Annotated in this window: 18 protein-coding genes; 15 read left to right on the top strand and 3 right to left on the bottom strand. The window is 34.0% G+C overall.

Annotation, left to right across the window (positions count from 1 at the left end; translation table 11 throughout):
- Positions 1–35: 35 nt before the first annotated feature.
- On the bottom strand, positions 36–368 hold the full coding sequence (locus tag KTQ83_RS08645; protein ID WP_217256560.1) for a helix-turn-helix domain-containing protein: 333 nt from the start codon (positions 366–368) through the stop codon (positions 36–38).
- Between the two features lie 238 nt (positions 369–606).
- Here KTQ83_RS08645 and KTQ83_RS08640 point away from each other — a divergent pair, with 238 nt between their 5' ends.
- From KTQ83_RS08640 to KTQ83_RS08620, 5 genes are all read left to right on the top strand, one after another.
- The gene (locus KTQ83_RS08640) at positions 607–924 is read left to right on the top strand and encodes a PTS sugar transporter subunit IIB (RefSeq protein WP_217256561.1); all 318 of its coding nucleotides are present in this window, start codon (positions 607–609) and stop codon (positions 922–924) included.
- A gap of 113 nt (positions 925–1,037) precedes the next feature.
- Positions 1,038–2,276 carry a PTS sugar transporter subunit IIC gene (locus KTQ83_RS08635; RefSeq protein WP_217256562.1) on the top strand — a complete coding sequence of 413 codons (1,239 nt, stop codon included), beginning with the start codon at positions 1,038–1,040 and terminating at the stop codon, positions 2,274–2,276.
- Between the two features lie 31 nt (positions 2,277–2,307).
- Positions 2,308–2,634 (top strand): PTS lactose/cellobiose transporter subunit IIA, encoded by a 327-nt coding sequence (locus tag KTQ83_RS08630; protein WP_117571798.1) that lies wholly within the window; start codon positions 2,308–2,310, stop codon positions 2,632–2,634.
- 12 nt (positions 2,635–2,646) lie between these two features.
- A complete protein-coding gene (locus KTQ83_RS08625; RefSeq protein ID WP_217256563.1) occupies positions 2,647–4,092 on the top strand; it encodes a glycoside hydrolase family 1 protein in 1,446 nt (481 codons plus the stop codon).
- A gap of 59 nt (positions 4,093–4,151) precedes the next feature.
- A complete protein-coding gene (locus KTQ83_RS08620; RefSeq protein WP_217256564.1) occupies positions 4,152–5,612 on the top strand; it encodes a glycoside hydrolase family 1 protein in 1,461 nt (486 codons plus the stop codon).
- Positions 5,613–5,720: 108 nt separating this feature from the next.
- On the opposite strand, the gene KTQ83_RS08615 is transcribed toward KTQ83_RS08620, so the two are convergent.
- On the bottom strand, positions 5,721–6,038 hold the full coding sequence (locus KTQ83_RS08615; protein WP_217256565.1) for a transposase: 318 nt from the start codon (positions 6,036–6,038) through the stop codon (positions 5,721–5,723).
- Between the two features lie 306 nt (positions 6,039–6,344).
- Here KTQ83_RS08615 and KTQ83_RS08610 point away from each other — a divergent pair, with 306 nt between their 5' ends.
- The 5 genes from KTQ83_RS08610 to KTQ83_RS08590 are packed head-to-tail and all read left to right on the top strand — an operon-like array spanning position 6,345 to position 10,549.
- Positions 6,345–7,346: an aromatic acid exporter family protein gene (locus KTQ83_RS08610; RefSeq protein ID WP_186998718.1), complete on the top strand. Its 1,002-nt coding sequence runs from the start codon at positions 6,345–6,347 to the stop codon at positions 7,344–7,346.
- A gap of 5 nt (positions 7,347–7,351) precedes the next feature.
- A complete protein-coding gene (locus tag KTQ83_RS08605) occupies positions 7,352–8,122 on the top strand; it encodes a mechanosensitive ion channel family protein (protein WP_117926757.1) in 771 nt (256 codons plus the stop codon).
- Entirely contained in the window at positions 8,119–8,664 is a 546-nt protein-coding gene (locus tag KTQ83_RS08600) for a hypothetical protein (RefSeq protein ID WP_117926758.1), read from the top strand. Before KTQ83_RS08605 ends, KTQ83_RS08600 begins: the two co-directional genes overlap by 4 nt.
- Positions 8,665–9,282 (top strand): hypothetical protein, encoded by a 618-nt coding sequence (locus tag KTQ83_RS08595; protein ID WP_117926759.1) that lies wholly within the window; start codon positions 8,665–8,667, stop codon positions 9,280–9,282.
- The gene (locus KTQ83_RS08590) at positions 9,275–10,549 is read left to right on the top strand and encodes an L-cysteine desulfidase family protein (protein WP_217256566.1); all 1,275 of its coding nucleotides are present in this window, start codon (positions 9,275–9,277) and stop codon (positions 10,547–10,549) included. The genes KTQ83_RS08595 and KTQ83_RS08590 overlap by 8 nt, the downstream gene beginning before the upstream one ends.
- On the opposite strand, the gene KTQ83_RS08585 is transcribed toward KTQ83_RS08590, so the two are convergent.
- A complete protein-coding gene (locus tag KTQ83_RS08585) occupies positions 10,521–11,552 on the bottom strand; it encodes a LacI family DNA-binding transcriptional regulator (RefSeq protein WP_186998723.1) in 1,032 nt (343 codons plus the stop codon). The genes KTQ83_RS08590 and KTQ83_RS08585 overlap by 29 nt on opposite strands.
- Positions 11,553–11,749: 197 nt before the next feature.
- Between KTQ83_RS08585 and KTQ83_RS08580 the strand changes: the two genes are divergently transcribed.
- From KTQ83_RS08580 to thiD, 5 genes are all read left to right on the top strand, one after another.
- Positions 11,750–13,180, top strand: coding sequence for an NAD(P)/FAD-dependent oxidoreductase (locus tag KTQ83_RS08580; protein ID WP_117926770.1), 1,431 nt, complete (start codon positions 11,750–11,752; stop codon positions 13,178–13,180).
- Entirely contained in the window at positions 13,173–14,435 is a 1,263-nt protein-coding gene (locus tag KTQ83_RS08575; RefSeq protein ID WP_217256567.1) for an NAD(P)/FAD-dependent oxidoreductase, read from the top strand. The genes KTQ83_RS08580 and KTQ83_RS08575 overlap by 8 nt, the downstream gene beginning before the upstream one ends.
- Positions 14,435–14,779, top strand: coding sequence for a DUF1667 domain-containing protein (locus KTQ83_RS08570; RefSeq protein ID WP_117926768.1), 345 nt, complete (start codon positions 14,435–14,437; stop codon positions 14,777–14,779). Before KTQ83_RS08575 ends, KTQ83_RS08570 begins: the two co-directional genes overlap by 1 nt.
- A gap of 154 nt (positions 14,780–14,933) precedes the next feature.
- Positions 14,934–15,524: an HAD family hydrolase gene (locus KTQ83_RS08565; protein ID WP_117926767.1), complete on the top strand. Its 591-nt coding sequence runs from the start codon at positions 14,934–14,936 to the stop codon at positions 15,522–15,524.
- Positions 15,493–16,302, top strand: coding sequence for a bifunctional hydroxymethylpyrimidine kinase/phosphomethylpyrimidine kinase (gene thiD / locus KTQ83_RS08560; RefSeq protein WP_217256568.1), 810 nt, complete (start codon positions 15,493–15,495; stop codon positions 16,300–16,302). The genes KTQ83_RS08565 and thiD overlap by 32 nt, the downstream gene beginning before the upstream one ends.
- Positions 16,303–16,617 lie beyond the last annotated feature (315 nt).

The raw sequence follows: 16,617 nt of genomic DNA, 5'->3' as shown, positions 1-16,617 counted from the left end.
TACCACTGGTGTAAATTTTCTCTTTTTGACTAGTCCTATTTATATGCTAACATCAAATCAAAGATTTCAATATGTGCACTATGATTTAAAACAAGTTGTTTAATGATAAAAAAAGAACGTTCTTCAAGAGTTTGAGGAATCTGTTCACTACTATTGGTTAGAACTAAAGAGTAATTGTTTTGTAGATTTAATTCATATCCATTTCTAGATGAAAGAATGATATTTTTACCATATAGTGAGTTTATATTGTGAACATAGTTTTTAACAGAACGTACAGAAATATCTAATGCATTCGCAATTTCTGTACTTCGAACAGGTTTGTTGAATTCTGATAAATAGTTTAGAAGTTCTTGTTCTTTCTTTTTCATGACAATACCTCTCTTTTGTGAATATATATACATAGATTATTATATCGACTGTAAAATATTTTGTCGATTTACATATTTCACTTTAAGGTGCAAATGATGAATTACATGAATTGCACTTTTAAGTGCAAATTTATATTTGATATTGGTGCACGTTAGAGTGCAAAAGTGAAGTTGATAGGAATTTCAAGAATGCAGATAATGTAGGTGTCAAAAGCAAACAACGAAAGGAGAAAAATATATGGAAAACTTGAGAGTGTTACTTTGTTGTGGTGCTGGTATGTCTAGTGGCTTTTTAGCAAGTGGAGCTAGAAAAGTAATTAAGAAACAAAAACTTCCAATGACAATTGAAGCTAGAAGCTATGCAGAAGCTGCAGACTTTATGAGTAGTATTGATGTAATGTTACTTGGACCACATTATGCAAAGGACTTGGAGAAATTCCAAGAAATCGGTAAGCCTTATGGTGTGCGTGTTGGTGTGATTCCAGAAAAAATCTATGGTTCTTTAGATTCAAATGGATTGATTGAATTTGCACAAAAAATCGCAAAAGGCGAATAAAAAAGCTAAGACGGCAATCTTAGCTAAAAAGAAATCTACATGTGAAAGACTTCTCTTTGAATATTGTATAACAAAGAGAATAAATTAGTAAAGATGATTAGGAGAATAAAAATATGAACAAATTTATGAATTGGCTTGAAGATTCATTTGTACCAAAAGCCAATAAACTATTTAGTAGACCATTTATTGCAGCATTTGCTTCTACAATGCAAAAAATTATCCCATTCATTTTAACGGGATCAGTTATTTATTTCTATAACGTTATCAAATCATTTGTACCTGTGTTACCAGATTTAGGTCCGATTTTAACTTATAGCTTTGGTATTATTACAGTTATCGTAGCATTTATGATGGGAAACCAGTTAATGGAAAAATTAGGCCATCCAGACTATGTGATCAATGCTGGTTTATGTGCAGTGGGCACATTGTTAATGGTTGCGATGCCATTAGGCGATAATGCTGATAGTATTTCAAGTTTAATGGGTAATTTAGGAGCTGCAGGTATTGCAGTAGGATTGATTGTAGGCTTATATGTAGGAACGATTTTCCATTTATGGGGAAAACTTCATTTCTTACAAGACAATAGTTGTCCAGATTTCGTTACAGCTTGGATCAATACAATCGTTCCAAACCTTATTACTCTAGGTATCGCAATGGTTTTAGTAAATGTTTTAAAATTAGATGTATATTCATTAGTCATTGCAGCATTTATGCCATTAGCTAGTATTGGTCAAACATTACCAGGATTTATCTTGATTTGTTTAATACCGGCATTCTTCTATACTTTAGGTATTTCGAGCTGGACATTTGGTGCAGTTACAACACCTATTTTCATGGCTGGTATTCAAGCTAATATTGATGCAGTTGCAGCAGGTGGAGTTGCAACAAATATTGTTACAAGTGAATCTGTATTTACATTGGCATTTATTACTATGGGTGGTATGTGTGCTACTTTAGGTTTAAATGTATTAATGTGCTTTTCTAAATCAAAACAATTAAAAACATTAGGACGAGTATTTATTGTTCCTTCAATTTTCAATATCAATGAACCGGTTATGTATGGTGGAAAAGTTGTAATGAATCCAGTATTAATGATTCCTGCTTGGTTAAATTCAATTATTGGACCAGTATATGTATGGATCTTAATGAGTTCAGGTTTATTAAATATCCCTTCAAAAATGATTCAGGTAGGACAAATTCCTGCACCAATCTGTAGTGTTATGATTACAGAAGATATGAGAGCTTTATTATGGTGGGCTGTATTATTTGTGATTTACTTGGCAATATGGTTCCCATTCTTTAAGACTTATGAAAAAACAAAATTAGCTGAAGAAGCAGCAGAAAATGAATAAATTAGAAAAATAATAGAGAGGTAGTATGAGTATGGATGAACAAAATGAATTAGTACAAGTGGCGATGCAGATTATTTTGCATGCTGGAGATGCTCGAAATCATGCAACGGAAGCTTTAAAGGCAGCTAAACAATTTGACTTTGATTTAGCACAAGAAGAGATGAAACAGGCAAATGAGTGTATTACGTTAGCTCACAAAGCTCAAACAGAGACAGTGCAAAATGAAATGAGCGGGGAAAAGTATGAATATTCAATGTTGTTTGCCCATGCTCAAGATACTTTAATGACAATTATGTCTGAAATCAATATGAGTACAGAGATGATTGATATTTTAAAAATAATAAAAAGTAATATGTAGGAGGCAATATACATGGATAATAAATTTCCTAAAGAATTTTTATGGGGAGCTGCTACTAGTGCTTATCAAGTAGAAGGTGCAGCAACTACTCATGGTAAAAAATTAAGCCAACAAGATGTTATTAATAAAGATAGTTACGAAAAATTTGGCTTTGCGACTGCAGAAATCGCAAGTGATGAATATCATCATTATAAAGAAGACGTTGCTTTAATGAAAGAAATGGGATTTAAAGCATATCGTTTCTCAATTGCGTGGTCCAGAGTGTTCCCAGATGGAACAGGCCCTGTTAATGAAGAGGGTATTCAATATTATCGTGATTTAATTGATGAACTAAAGGCAAATGATATTGAACCAATTGTAACTTTATATCACTACGATTTACCAATGGCATTAGTGGATAAGTATGATGGTTGGATCAGTCGAGAAGTTGTAAAAGATTTTGAATACTATGCTCGATATGTCATCAATGAATTTAAGGATAAAGTAAAATATTGGACAACAATCAATGAGCAAAGCATTATCGTTCAGTTTATCGAACAGAAGTGTTATATTCCAGAAAAATATAAGGGTAATAATCAAATTCGTTATCAAATTAATCATCATATGAATTTAGCACATGCAATCGCATGTAAGCTAGTACATGAATTGGTTCCAAATGGACTAGTTGGTGCTGCCATTGGTTATGCTCCAGTTTATCCATTAACATCAAAACCAGAAGATGTAATGGCTGCTCAAAACGCGAACGATCTACATAATCAATATTATTTAGATATTTATTTCAAGGGTCATTATACAAAGTCAGCTATGATTTATTTGGAAAAAACGGGGATGGCACCAAAAATTGAACCTGGAGATATGGAATTGATTAAAGAAGGATATTCAGATTTCTTGGCATTGAATTATTATGCAAGTGAATGTGCAAAGGCATGCCCTGAAGGTGAAGGAAAAGAAATTTGTTTTGCGGGTGTAAATCGTTCTGGTAAAAAAGGTGAAATGTCAGGATATGAAACACAACCAGGTTTCTTTGAAATGTGTAAAAATCCAAATCTAGATACTACTGATTGGGATTGGGCAATTGATCCAACAGGATTGGAATATATTTTCCGAGATATTTATTGTCGTTATGAAAAACCATTGATGATTACAGAAAATGGTTTAGGAGCTTATGATGAATTAACGGAAGATGGAAAGATTCATGATGAATATCGTATCGATTATTTAAGAGCTCACATTAAGGCGATGAAAAAAGCGATGGATTATGGAGTTGAAGTTTTGGCTTATTGTCCATGGTCAGCTTTAGATTTATTATCAACAAGTAATGGCGTAAAGAAACGTTATGGATTTATTTATGTAGACAGAACAGATGATGATCCAAAAGAATGTGCCCGAATCCGTAAAGATTCATTCTATTGGTATCAAAAAGTGATTCAATCACAAGGGACAGATTTAGAATCTTAATAAAATATAGGCAAATGATTTATACATGCGCCTAATTTAGTATATGGAGGAAATGAAAAATGAAACAAGTACCAACAGGATTTAAAGATGGCTTTTTGTGGGGAGGTGCTGTTGCAGCTTGCCAAATCGAAGGAGCTTATGATGTAGATGGTAGAGGATTATCATCTTCAGATATTCATGCTTATGATAAAAATTTAGATAGAGCAAATATTGCTAAAGAAGGTGGAGACACATTAGCTGGAATATATAGACGAATTGAAGATAAGGAATCTTATTATCCAAAGCGTTATGGAATTGATTTTTATCACACGTACAAAAGTGATTTAGCTTTAATGAAGGAAATGGGATTTAAGGCATTTCGTACAAGTATTTCTTGGTCAAGAATTTTTCCGAATGGAGATGAATTAGAACCAAATGAAAAGGGTCTTGAATTCTATGATCATTTGATTGATGAAATCATTAAGGATGGCATGGAACCAATCATGACTATGTCACACTATGATATTCCATTGCATTTGATTACAGCATATGGTGGATTTGGAAACAAGAAAATGATTGATTTCTTTGTTCGATATGCAAAGGTCCTTTTAGAACGATATAAGGGTAAAGTAAAGTATTGGATTGTTTGTAATCAAGTGAATTTACTACCAACAGTGCAATTTGGATCATTAGGATTATATGATGATGAAGCAGAAAATATGGAAGAATTGATGTATCAAGCTGTTCATAATCAGTTTGTGGCTGGTGCTAAAGTAGTTGAATTAGCTAAAAAAATTGATCCAGAAGCTGTATTGGGAACAATGCTTGCGGATGGTACTTTATATCCTAAGAGTTGCAACCCAGAAGATATTGTAGGTACTTTGAAGAAGAATAGAATGCAACAATATTTCTTTTCGGATGTACAACTTCGTGGAGAATATCCAGTCTATGCTTTACGTTATTTTAAAGAAAAGAATATTGATTTAAAATTTGAAGAAGGAGATGAAGAACTTTTAAGAAATAATAAGATGCAATTCTTGGCAATTTCATATTATACTTCACATGTATTCAACCATGAAACAGATGATGGAACTCCGTTTAAAGCAGAAAAGAATCCTTATTTAAAACCAACACCTTGGGAATGGAGAGCAGATCCATTAGGCTTCTATAATTGTTTGAGTCAATTGTGGGATCGTTATGAAATTCCTTTGATGATAGCTGAAAACGGATTGGGAGCTTTAGATACAGTTGAAGAAGATGGCTCAATTCATGATCCATATCGTATTGAATATTTACAACAACATATTGAACAATTAAAAGAATGTGTAAAAGATGGTGTTGATATTTTAGCATATTTAAGCTGGGGACCAATTGATATTGTTTCTTCATCAAGTGCAGAAATGAGTAAACGATACGGATATATTTATGTAGACTTAGATGACTTAGGAAAAGGCTCTGGTAAACGTTTGAAGAAGGATAGCTTCTACTGGTATAAACATGTTATTGAGACAAATGGAGAAGATTTAAGTACAAATTTATAAATTTTATGACTAAGGAACTCAAATATGGGTTCCTTTTTTGAGCGTTGAACTAATTTATATTGGCGCAATAAATTTGGATGGGGTTAGGTGAATTTGCTCTCCAAGATTTTAAGGTACGGCATATACCCCAAAACGGTTTATAGCTGATATTGGGCTCGGACAACATTTTGTTGTCCGGGTCTTTTTTTCAATTATTTTAATGCTTCCGTTATTCTTGCCGATTTCAAAATCAATACCTTTTTCTAAGATCAACATACATCTATTTCTGAATCGATTCCAGTTGCGATAGCCATTGGCTGTTTTCGTAACTAATTTGATAATCACATTACGATTCTCCACAAGTGCATTGTTGATTCTTTTCTGTTCTACAGTAATTACTCCTGTATCTTTTGAAACGATAAAACAGTAATTAAAGGTGCGTTTCAAAACAAAATAATACGAGTTTCATTCATATAATCCTGAAAGACATTTATATCTGAATGAAGAACATAAATGTACAACAATAATCTTATATTTCTATAATAGCGTATATTTACCTTATTGAAAATCAACAAATATATAGCTACTGGCACTAAAAAAGCCCCAAAATACTTTGGAGCGATTGTTTAGCTGCCTAGCACTCTGCCCCATGTAATCTTAAAGCAGATCTAAACCCTGGTATATTCTTATATAGTCATAAGAAGTGACAATTAATATTGTCCTTTTTTTTGATTTCGCATAAAATGTAAGCATATGAAAAGAGAAACAAAAAGAGTATTGATACTATCACTTAAAATAGGCGTAGGAAGTGCCATCGCAATTATATTAGCCTACTTTTTTAAGTTGGATAATCCAACAAGTGCTGGAACGATTGCACTATTGTCTTTGTTGACGACAAAGTGGGGGACGGTGAAGCTTGTTCTTAGAAGAATTTCCACATTCTTTGTGACAATTCTATTCTGTTTTATTTTCTTTGAACTTATTCCAAGCCATTGGATAGCCTTTGGACTTGTGATTGCGTGCTTAGTTGGGTATAGTGAGAAAATGAAATGTCAGAATACTTTAAGTGTAAATGCGATGATTGCCGTGCATTACTTGAGTTATTTGGATTTTAGTCTTCACTTCATGATGAATGAGTTTTATTTGATTTTAATTGGTGCCATTATCGCATTCTTATTGAATTTGGTTCATGATTATAGTGGAGAAGAAGAGTATTTGAATTCTTGTATGATTTATATGGAGGACAAGATTCAGAGCTTGATGTATCAAATTGTTCATTATATTCAAAGTGAGGAAAGAAATACAACAATTTGGAAAGAATTAGAGGATATTAAAGAGCAAGCTGAAAAATATATTCATATTGCGATGGAATATCAGGATAATACGTTTACGAATTTGCCAGATTATTATATTCGTTATTTTGAGATGCGTGCTTTACAGTGCGATATTCTGCATATGCTGCATTATAAAATTCGAAAGATTCGTGAAATGCCAAAAGAGGCGCATGAATTGGCGAATTATATTGAATATTTAATTCCGTTTATTCATGAAAAAAATGATCCTCAGCCTCAAATTAGTTCGCTTCATAAAATGTTGAAAGACAAACAGAGTGAGGCTCTTCCTGAAAGTCGAATTGAATTTGAATCAAAGGCGATGCTTCTACATATTTATATGGATTTAGAAGAGTTTTTATACACAAAGAAGAAGTTTATTGATCAAACGACAGAGGAACAGAAAAAATTGTATTGGAGATGATTTAGATGAAATCAATTGTTATTGTTACTATTGGTTCTGTTATAGTTTCTATTGGAATCTATAAAGGAATTCGTAAAGTATTATATAAAAAGGATGTCACAAATAAGGCAAGTTTTGCCAGATTAATAAAATATGTTTTGGTTTTTATTAATGGAATGATTTTTCTTGGACAATTTGAACAGACCAAACCTATTATGTCCTATCTTGCTGCATCCAGTGGAGTGGTTGCCTTAGTTTTAGGTGTTGCTGCTAAAGATGCCTTTGGAAATCTATGTAGTGGTTTAATGATTTTAACATTTAAACCATTTGTCGAGGGCGATTTAATTAAAGTCAATCAAGGTGAATTGATTGGGTATGTTGAAAGTATTCGTTTTCGTCATACGATCATTCGTACGTATGAAAGTAATCGTATTATTGTGCCAAACTCAACATTGAATTCGGCTACGATTGAAAATGCATTTTTTCAGGATGCGCGAAAGAATAACTATTTAGAAATTGAGGTTTCTTATGGAACGGATATTGATTTGGCGATAGATATTTTAAAGAGTTTAGTTGACAAGACAATGGGAGAATATGATATTGAAAGTGAAACTCCAATTGAAGTAAAAGTAATCAATTTTTCTACAACCGGCATTGATCTACGTGTTGTTGTTCCAAGTAAGACAAGTCTAGATGGTTTTGATATGCTCGCAAAGATTCGTTATGAACTTGTTAAAGAGTATGGAAAAGCCAATATTCATTTTGGAAATTATTCAGTAGAGGTAAGTCAATCATGATAAAAGTATATACAGAAGTATTGGGGTTTAATAATTTAATGTATCGATACATGAGTTTACCTAACTCATTATCTTTAGCGGATTTAGCTTATTATACATTAGCGTCTTATTTGTCTGAAGAATATGCGGACTTTGTGATTGAAGTGAATGGTATCCCTTTTGTATGCCCAAATTGTGAGGATGAACAATTTAATAAGTTACCTTGTGCTTCATCAATCCAGCCTGATTTCAAAGAGGGAGATACATTTAAGATGGTTTATGATTTAGAAGAGCCTTTTGAGATTGAAATTCAAGTTGAAAAAGTGGATGATATAGAAGAAGATGCGAATGTGGTCAATGGTCGTGGCTTTGCGATATGGGATGGTTTTAAAGAGTTTCAGAATTATTATTATCAGTCAATGGAATTGTTTAAAGAATATGTCGAAGCCAATGAGATGAGACTTTCGGATTTTCCAGTAGATGAAGATTTAGATATCGTTGAATTGAATAAGGTGTTGGAATATAACTTTGAAGAATTAAAAGATGTGTATGAGGGTGAGTAGATGAAAGTATATGAAATGAGTTTTCGTGACATGGATCAGAAAATGGTGGAAATCCACGGCATGAAAATGGTTAAGCTTTTAGAGAAGATGGGGTTAAAGCTAAATAATCTATATGGCGCATTAATGTATGGTTATATCGATCATAATGCGGGCTTTATTTTTGAAATCGTAGCTTTGGAAACAAAGAAACGCAATATTGAATATCGCATTGTACCGATTGGTGTATCGTGCAAGATTCCTCGTTTTGATGTGCAGGAAATGGATATTCAAATCTTGGATAATGTGAATGTGGAATTGTTCCAGGATAAGATTGATATGGTCGAAAAGGCCACAGAAGTTTCTAAGGAATTAGAAGAACTTCGTTTATATAAAGAGTTGGATCCATCAAGACATTTAGAGTATCCAGATGATATCATGGTGTATTTTCTAGACGAAGGAAAAGATGTAGAGGCATGTTGGGTTCGTCTGGAAGGAATACAAGATGGAAAGATGTACGGAACTGTATTAACGGCTTTACATCAGAATTTTGGTGTAAAAGAAAAGGATACAATTTATTTTGGCATGACAGAAATGGAAGATCACAAATTGGCGTGTGTATGGGTGAAAGAAGATGAATAAAGAGGATTCATTATATTCGATTTATGTACAAATATTAAAAGAAGAATTAGTGATGGCTATGGGCTGTACAGAGCCTATTGCGATTAGTTATGCGTGTGCTAAGGCAACGCAAGTGCTAGATCATTTACCAGATCGTATTGTTGTTAAGGCAAGTGGCAGTATTATAAAAAATGTTAAGAGTGTGATTGTACCTCATACAAATGGCTTAAAAGGGATTGAAGTTGCAGCTGCTGCAGGAGCTCTATATGGGGATGCCGACGCAAAACTTGAAGTGCTTTCTAGGGCAACACGTGAACAAATTGAAGAATTGCCTGAATATGTTCAAAATACAAATATTACCGTACAGCACATTGAACAAGGGCATGTATTCGATTTAGAAATCCATGTGTATTATGAACAAGAACATGCCAGTGTTCGTATTGTAGATACGCATACGAATATTGTACAAATTGAAAAAAACTGGCAAGTTATTTTTGAAGATAAGACGACGAGTTTAGAACTTAAAGCCGATCACAGTGCTTTGATTATGAAACAGATTTGGGATTTTTCACAAACTGTGGATATTGATGATGTAAAAGAAATACTAGATCGTCAAATCGCTTGTAACATGGCCATCGCAAATGAGGGGATTCATAATTCGTATGGTGCAAACATTGGTCATGTGATCTTGAATATGGATTCAGATTGTGTAAAGACAAGGGCCAAAGCTTATGCGGCGGCTGGATCCGACGCAAGAATGAATGGGTGTGAACTTCCAGTTGTGATCAATTCAGGAAGTGGAAATCAGGGGATTACTTGTTGTGTGCCTGTTGTTGTGTATGCCAAAGAATTAGATTGTACGCAAAAACAATTGTATCGTGCTTTGGTTTTATCCAACTTAACAGCTATTTACATTAAAACAGGTATTGGTACTTTATCGGCATTTTGTGGTGCTGTTAGTTCTGGAGCTGCTGCGGGTGCTGGTATTGCCTATTTACATAATGGAACCTATAAAGAAATTCAGCATACGATTGTCAACGCATTAGCCATCCTTTCGGGTACGATTTGTGATGGGGCTAAGGCTAGTTGTGCAGCTAAGATTGCTTCTAGTGTAGATGCTGGTATTATGGGGTACTATATGTATAAAAATAAGCAACAATTCTATGCAGGCGATGGAATCGTTGCTCATAGTGTGGATGAAACAATTCAAAATATTGGAACACTTGGTTCTCAAGGAATGCTTCAAACGAATGATAAAATTATTGAGATGATGATTTCTTGCGATTAAAAGTAGATAAGCGAATGATTAACTGTGGTTCATATTCCATATGGACGATACGTTTTCGTTCGCTTTTTGTTTGTTCTAAAAGAATATCAACGGCTTCTTTTCCTTTTTCACAAGCACCGTGGTCTACCGTGGTCAATTGTATTTGAGGAAAATCAGCTTCAGGAATATTGTCAAATCCGGCTACACTTGTTTTAATGTTGTGATCTTTTAAACAGGCTACGATGCCTAAGGCCGTCATGTCATTATTTCCAATATAGGCATCGTATTTATCACTTAAGATTTGTTTCGTTAAACGATACCCATTTTCGTATTCTCTTTTTTCGATGGGGTATAATTCAAATTGTTTAGACGAGTTAAAAAATACTTGTGTATTTGACAAGACACTTTTAACTCCTTCATATCTTTCGTTTCGTCCAATTTCCGTTGTATCTAATGGACTTGATATATACGCAATCTTTTTGTGTCCTAACTGTTTTAAATGGGTACCTAATAATTTACCACATTTAAAACTGTTGAGTTCGATGGAATCACAATCAAGTTTTTTTGGTTTATCCCCGATAATAATGCACGGTATTTGTTTGGAAAGTGTATTCCATTCATCAACAAATTTTGGGGGATATAGAAGAATGATTCCACATGGTTTTAATAGTTTTAAGTTGGAAAGGGCGTGCTTTTCAAGATCATCTTTTCGCAATGTAGAAATAGTAAAGATTTGTGTTTTTGTCTTACTCGCCTGTTCAATGATACTTGAAACAACCATAGAATAATACGAATTGGATAAGTTGGAACAAATCACGACAATCGTATTTTTTGCGTTTGAATACCTTTTTTTAACTTCTGGCTTTTTATATCCCATTTGTTTGGCTGTCTTTTTGACGAGATTTACTGTTTCTTCTTTGAAAGATACATTCTTATTCTCACTTAGAATCATAGATACAGTGGATTGCGATACATTTGTGGCTTGGGCAATATCGCGTGTAGTTACTTTATTTCTTTTTCCCATAATAAACCTCTTTTGATTTATTTTGATTAATAAATCGATTACTAATCAAATCATTAATCGATATCTATTTTTATCTTACACTATTTTATTTGGTTGTCCAGCTATTAATCAATATTTTGATTAATAAAATAGACTTTTTTACACATTTGAAATGAAATATAAATAAGCGTATCGTAACTTTGAAAGAGGTGTGAACTATGTATGATTGTATAATAATTGGAGCAGGTATCAGTGGATGCTCTTTAGCTTTTGAATTGAGTAAATATAGTGGAAAAGTATTGTGGTTAGAAAAAAATAATGATGTGGCAGATGAAACAACTAAGGCCAATAGTGCAATTATTCATGCGGGCTATGATCCAGAGCCAAATACTTTGATGGCAAAATATAATATTTGGGGTAATAAAATTATTCCTTCTTTATGTAAAGATTTAGATGTTCCATGTAAGAATATTGGTTCTTTGGTTGTTGGATTTAGTGAAGAGGATGATAGGACCATTGAAATGTTATATAAGCGTGGTGTACAAAATGGTGTTGAAAATCAGCGTATTATTAAACAGCCTGAGCTATCTGTTATGGAACCCAATTTAAATTCAGACTGTACAAGCGCTTTATATGCGCCAAGTGCATGTATTATCAATCCTTGGCAGTTTGCGATCGCATTAAGTGAAGTGGCAATTCAAAATGGTGTAGAGCTTCGTTTGAATGAAGAGGTTACGAGTATAAAAAAAGATGGAGATATCTTTATTGTGAATGATACATACAAAGCTCCATTGGTTGTAAATTGTGCGGGTGTTATGTGTGATCATGTAACTGGACTTATTAAGAAACCAGATTATAAGATTACGCCAAACAAAGGAGAATATTATTTATTAGATAAGTCACAAGGAAACATGGTTCATCATGTTATTTTCCAATGCCCTACAAAGATTGGTAAGGGTGTATTGGTAGCTCCTACAGTAGATGGAAACTTAATTGTGGGTCCTACAAGTACAAATACGGATGCGGATGATTATTCGACAACGTCTGCAGGATTAAAAATAATTCGTGAAAATGCGGTTAAATCCGTACCGAATATGAAGCTTCAAGAAAATATTCGTACGTTTGCGGGATTGCGTGCAAGAAGTGATACAAAAGATTTTATTATTGGCGAAGATAAAGATATACATAATTTCTTCTTGATTGCCGGAATGGCAAGTCCAGGCTTAAGTAGTGCGAGTGCAATCGCATTAGACATTGTGAGAATGATGCAGGAAAAAGACTATTTCTTAAATTTAAAAAAGAATTATGTTTCTACAAGAAAAGTAGTTCGTTTTAAAGAAATGTCACATGAACAAAGAAAAGAATATATTGAAAAACATCCTGAGTATGGTCGTATTATTTGTCGTTGTGAAACCATTAGTGAGGGAGAGATCCTTGATGCGATTCGTCGAAGTCCCAAACCAGTTAGTTTAGATGGAATCAAACGTCGATGTAATGCTGGCATGGGAAGATGTCAGTCAGGATTCTGTGGACCTAGAGTCCAGGAAATTCTAGCTAATGAGTTGGGTGTTAGTCAGTTAGATATTGTTTTGGATAAGAACGGTTCTTATATTTTGTGTGGAAGAACAAAGGAGAATGGTGATGAATAATAGGTATGATGTAGTAGTCATCGGTGGTGGCCCTGCTGGTCTTGCCAGTGCAATCGCCGCAAGACAAAATGGTGCCAAGTCCGTTTTGATTATTGAGCGTGATAAGGAACTTGGTGGGATTTTAAATCAGTGTATTCATAACGGTTTTGGCTTACACCACTTTAAAGAGGAATTAACAGGTCCTGAATATGCAGGAAAGTATATTGATGAAGTTGATAAAACAGATATTGATATCTTATTGGATACAATGGTAATTGAGATTACGCCAGATAAAATGGTGTATTGTTCAAGTAGTATTCATGGATATTTAATGATACAGGCTAAATCTATTATTTTAAATATGGGTTGTCGTGAAAGAACACGTGGTGCAATTGCGATTCCAGGAACTAGAGCTTCTGGTGTGTTTACGGCAGGTGCAGCTCAGCGATATGTAAATATTGAAGGGTATATGCCAGGTAAAAGAGTTGTGATTTTGGGTAGTGGTGACATTGGTTTGATTATGGCGCGAAGAATGACTTTGGAGGGCGCAAAAGTTTTAGCTGTTGTTGAGGTTATGCCGTACTCAAATGGTTTGAATCGTAATATTGTTCAGTGTCTACATGATTATGATATTCCATTGTATTTAAGTCATACAATTACGGATATTGTGGGTAAGTCTAGAGTGGAAAAGGTTGTTGTTTCTAAGGTGGATGAAAATAGAAATCCAATCGAAGGAACAGAAATGGAATTTGATTGTGACTGCGTATTGTTGTCAGTTGGATTGATTCCAGAAAATGAATTGTCGAATGCATTAGGCATTGAAATGGATCCAAGAACACATGGCCCTATTGTTTATGAAAATATGGAGACTTCTATGGAAGGGGTATTCGCATCAGGTAATGTTGTGCATGTGCATGATTTAGTGGATTTTGTAAGTTTGGAAAGTGAAACGGCTGGAATGGGTGCTGGTCGATATGTTTCAAATGGCGAAGTATCTAAGAATCGTTTCGTAAGGACGATAAATGGAGATAATATTTCGTATGTAGTTCCTCAATATATTCGTAAGGATAATGTAGAAAAGAGTGTTGAGCTTTCTTTCCGTGTAAGAAGACCAACGCAACAGGTAAATATTGTTGTGAAGGATGGGGATACAATCATTGCGAAATTTAAAAAGGAACATGTGATTCCAAGTGAAATGGAAAAGATATCAATTCCTAAAATATTGCTTGAAAAGGCAGATAAAGAATTGGTTGTATCTATTGAGGAGGATGCGTAATGAGAGAGTTAATTTGTATAACATGTCCTAAGGGTTGCCATTTAAAGGTTGATGAAGAAAATGATTATAAAGTAACTGGAAATGGTTGTCCTAGAGGTGCAATCTATGGAAAGAAAGAGTGTACGCATCCAACTCGTGTTGTGACAAGTACTGTGAAAATTGTGGGTGCTGAGATTGAAAGATTGAGCGTGAAAACCAACGGGGACATTCCAAAGGAAAAGATTTTTGATGTGATGAAGGAATTGAACCGTGTGGTTGTGAAGGCACCTGTGCATCGTGAAGATGTAATTGTTTCTGATATTTGTGGTACGGGTGTTGATTTAGTTGCGACGAAAGACTTATAATATTGCTGTTAAAAAAGGGGAGATTTTAGGCTAAGAGTAGGTTTGTCCTAGACCCTATAACCTGATTTGGATAATACCAACGTAGGGAATATATCTTTTTGATAGTGAGCTGCAGATTGGTTTTCTGCAGCTTTTTTTTCTTGGTGGAGAGAATATGAATTATTCAATTTTTGATGTGGATGGAACAATACTGGATTCAATGGAAGTATGGAATACTTTGGCAAGTCAATATGTTCAAAGTTTGGGAATGGTTCCCGAAAAAAATCTTGATGAAATTGTTTCAGATATGAGTTTAGAACAGAGCGCAACATACTTGAAGAATCATTATAAAATCAGTAAACAAGAAGAACGAATCATTTCTGAGGTATTGAATTTTATATCAGATTTTTATGAGTATGAAGTGAACCTTATGCCTGGGTTTAAAGAGTTTATTTCACATTATGATTCGATTAATGTGATTGGTACAAGTTGTGATGAAGAACTTGTAAAAATTGCGTTGAATAGACTGGGTGTGTTGAATTATTTTGAAGATATTATAACTTGTTCAAAGGTGAATAAGTCAAAAGATGATCCGGATTTTTATTTGGCATGTGCACAAGTTTTAAACCAAAGACCAGAAGATATAATTGTGTTTGAGGATGCAGATTATTGTATAGATGTGGCGAAAAAAGTCGGATTTAAAGTGATTAAAATAAAAGATTGGAGAGATTTAAATGAAAAGTGCATTAACGATTGCGGGAAGTGATTCGAGTGGGGGAGCAGGCATTCAGGCAGACATTAAAACCATGTGTGCTAACCATGTGTTCGCAACAAGTGCAATCACGGCATTAACAGCGCAAAACACATTGGGAGTAACGGGTATTATGGATGTAACACCTGAATTTTTGGGTGAACAGCTAGATGCGGTATTTACAGATATTTATCCGGATGCGGTAAAGATTGGGATGGTATCAAGTTCTAGTTTGATTGAAATGATCGCAAAGAAACTAAAGGAATATAAGGCAGAAAATATTGTCGTTGATCCTGTGATGGTTGCGACAAGTGGTGCTAGATTGATTAGTGAGGATGCGATTGAAACATTGAAAAAAGAATTGTTGCCTTTAGCTACTTTGATTACTCCAAATATTCCGGAAGCAGAAGTGCTTTCTGAAATGGAAATTACGGATGAGGCTAGTATGGTTGAAGCGGCAAAAAAAATCAGTGAAAATTTTGGGTGCGCTACTTTAGTTAAGGGTGGTCATCAAATCAATGATGCGAATGATTTATTGTATAGAAACAATTCATATGCTTGGTTTAAAGGGAAGCGTATCAATAATTCAAATACACATGGTACGGGCTGTACTTTGTCGAGCGCAATTGCATCAAATCTTGTGAAGGGATATGATTTAGATACTTCGGTAAAACGAGCAAAAGACTATATTTCTGGGGCATTAGGAGCAATGCTTGATTTGGGCAAAGGCTCAGGTCCGATGGATCATTCGTTTGCGATAGACAATGAATATACAACAGAATATGAAGGATAATAAGAAAACCATTCTAGTGTTGGCGTCTAGAATGGTTCCTTTTTATTTATTATTATTTTTTAGGAGAGAGATATGAATATTGGTTTATTTCTATATTCATTGCCTTATCTTTAAGGCACTTATAGAATAACATTCCATGTTGTCATAAATTTAGTATAACTTTGGTAAATGTTGTGAAATCCGATTGAATTATGTGAAATTATCAAAATATACATCTTTTTTGGAAAACCTCAATTTATTTCGTATATGAGATAGGGGTGATGAAATCACATGAATAAATCAAAAGACAAAATTATGAAGGAGTTTTTAGAAAAC

This window comes from Holdemanella porci, from assembly GCF_019052655.1.
GTDB lineage: Bacteria > Bacillota_I > Bacilli_A > Erysipelotrichales > Erysipelotrichaceae > Holdemanella > Holdemanella hominis.
Note: the sequence above shows the minus strand (reverse complement) of the source record. Positions and strands in the feature narration are given on the sequence as shown.

Excerpts from the sequence above, each read along its gene's own strand:
- KTQ83_RS08605 (WP_117926757.1), top strand. The coding sequence starts at position 7,352 with ATGAAATCAATTGTTATTGTTACTATTGGTTCTGTTATAGTTTCTATT.
- KTQ83_RS08570 (WP_117926768.1), top strand. The coding sequence starts at position 14,435 with ATGAGAGAGTTAATTTGTATAACATGTCCTAAGGGTTGCCATTTAAAG.
- KTQ83_RS08610 (WP_186998718.1), top strand. The coding sequence starts at position 6,345 with ATGAAAAGAGAAACAAAAAGAGTATTGATACTATCACTTAAAATAGGC.
- KTQ83_RS08590 (WP_217256566.1), top strand. The coding sequence starts at position 9,275 with ATGAATAAAGAGGATTCATTATATTCGATTTATGTACAAATATTAAAA.
- KTQ83_RS08595 (WP_117926759.1), top strand. The coding sequence starts at position 8,665 with ATGAAAGTATATGAAATGAGTTTTCGTGACATGGATCAGAAAATGGTG.
- KTQ83_RS08575 (WP_217256567.1), top strand. The coding sequence starts at position 13,173 with ATGAATAATAGGTATGATGTAGTAGTCATCGGTGGTGGCCCTGCTGGT.
- KTQ83_RS08580 (WP_117926770.1), top strand. The coding sequence starts at position 11,750 with ATGTATGATTGTATAATAATTGGAGCAGGTATCAGTGGATGCTCTTTA.
- KTQ83_RS08645 (WP_217256560.1), bottom strand. The coding sequence starts at position 368 with ATGAAAAAGAAAGAACAAGAACTTCTAAACTATTTATCAGAATTCAAC.
- KTQ83_RS08620 (WP_217256564.1), top strand. The coding sequence starts at position 4,152 with ATGAAACAAGTACCAACAGGATTTAAAGATGGCTTTTTGTGGGGAGGT.
- thiD (WP_217256568.1), top strand. The coding sequence starts at position 15,493 with ATGAAAAGTGCATTAACGATTGCGGGAAGTGATTCGAGTGGGGGAGCA.
- KTQ83_RS08635 (WP_217256562.1), top strand. The coding sequence starts at position 1,038 with ATGAACAAATTTATGAATTGGCTTGAAGATTCATTTGTACCAAAAGCC.
- KTQ83_RS08625 (WP_217256563.1), top strand. The coding sequence starts at position 2,647 with ATGGATAATAAATTTCCTAAAGAATTTTTATGGGGAGCTGCTACTAGT.
- KTQ83_RS08600 (WP_117926758.1), top strand. The coding sequence starts at position 8,119 with ATGATAAAAGTATATACAGAAGTATTGGGGTTTAATAATTTAATGTAT.
- KTQ83_RS08640 (WP_217256561.1), top strand. The coding sequence starts at position 607 with ATGGAAAACTTGAGAGTGTTACTTTGTTGTGGTGCTGGTATGTCTAGT.
- KTQ83_RS08630 (WP_117571798.1), top strand. The coding sequence starts at position 2,308 with ATGGATGAACAAAATGAATTAGTACAAGTGGCGATGCAGATTATTTTG.
- KTQ83_RS08565 (WP_117926767.1), top strand. The coding sequence starts at position 14,934 with ATGAATTATTCAATTTTTGATGTGGATGGAACAATACTGGATTCAATG.
- KTQ83_RS08585 (WP_186998723.1), bottom strand. The coding sequence starts at position 11,552 with ATGGGAAAAAGAAATAAAGTAACTACACGCGATATTGCCCAAGCCACA.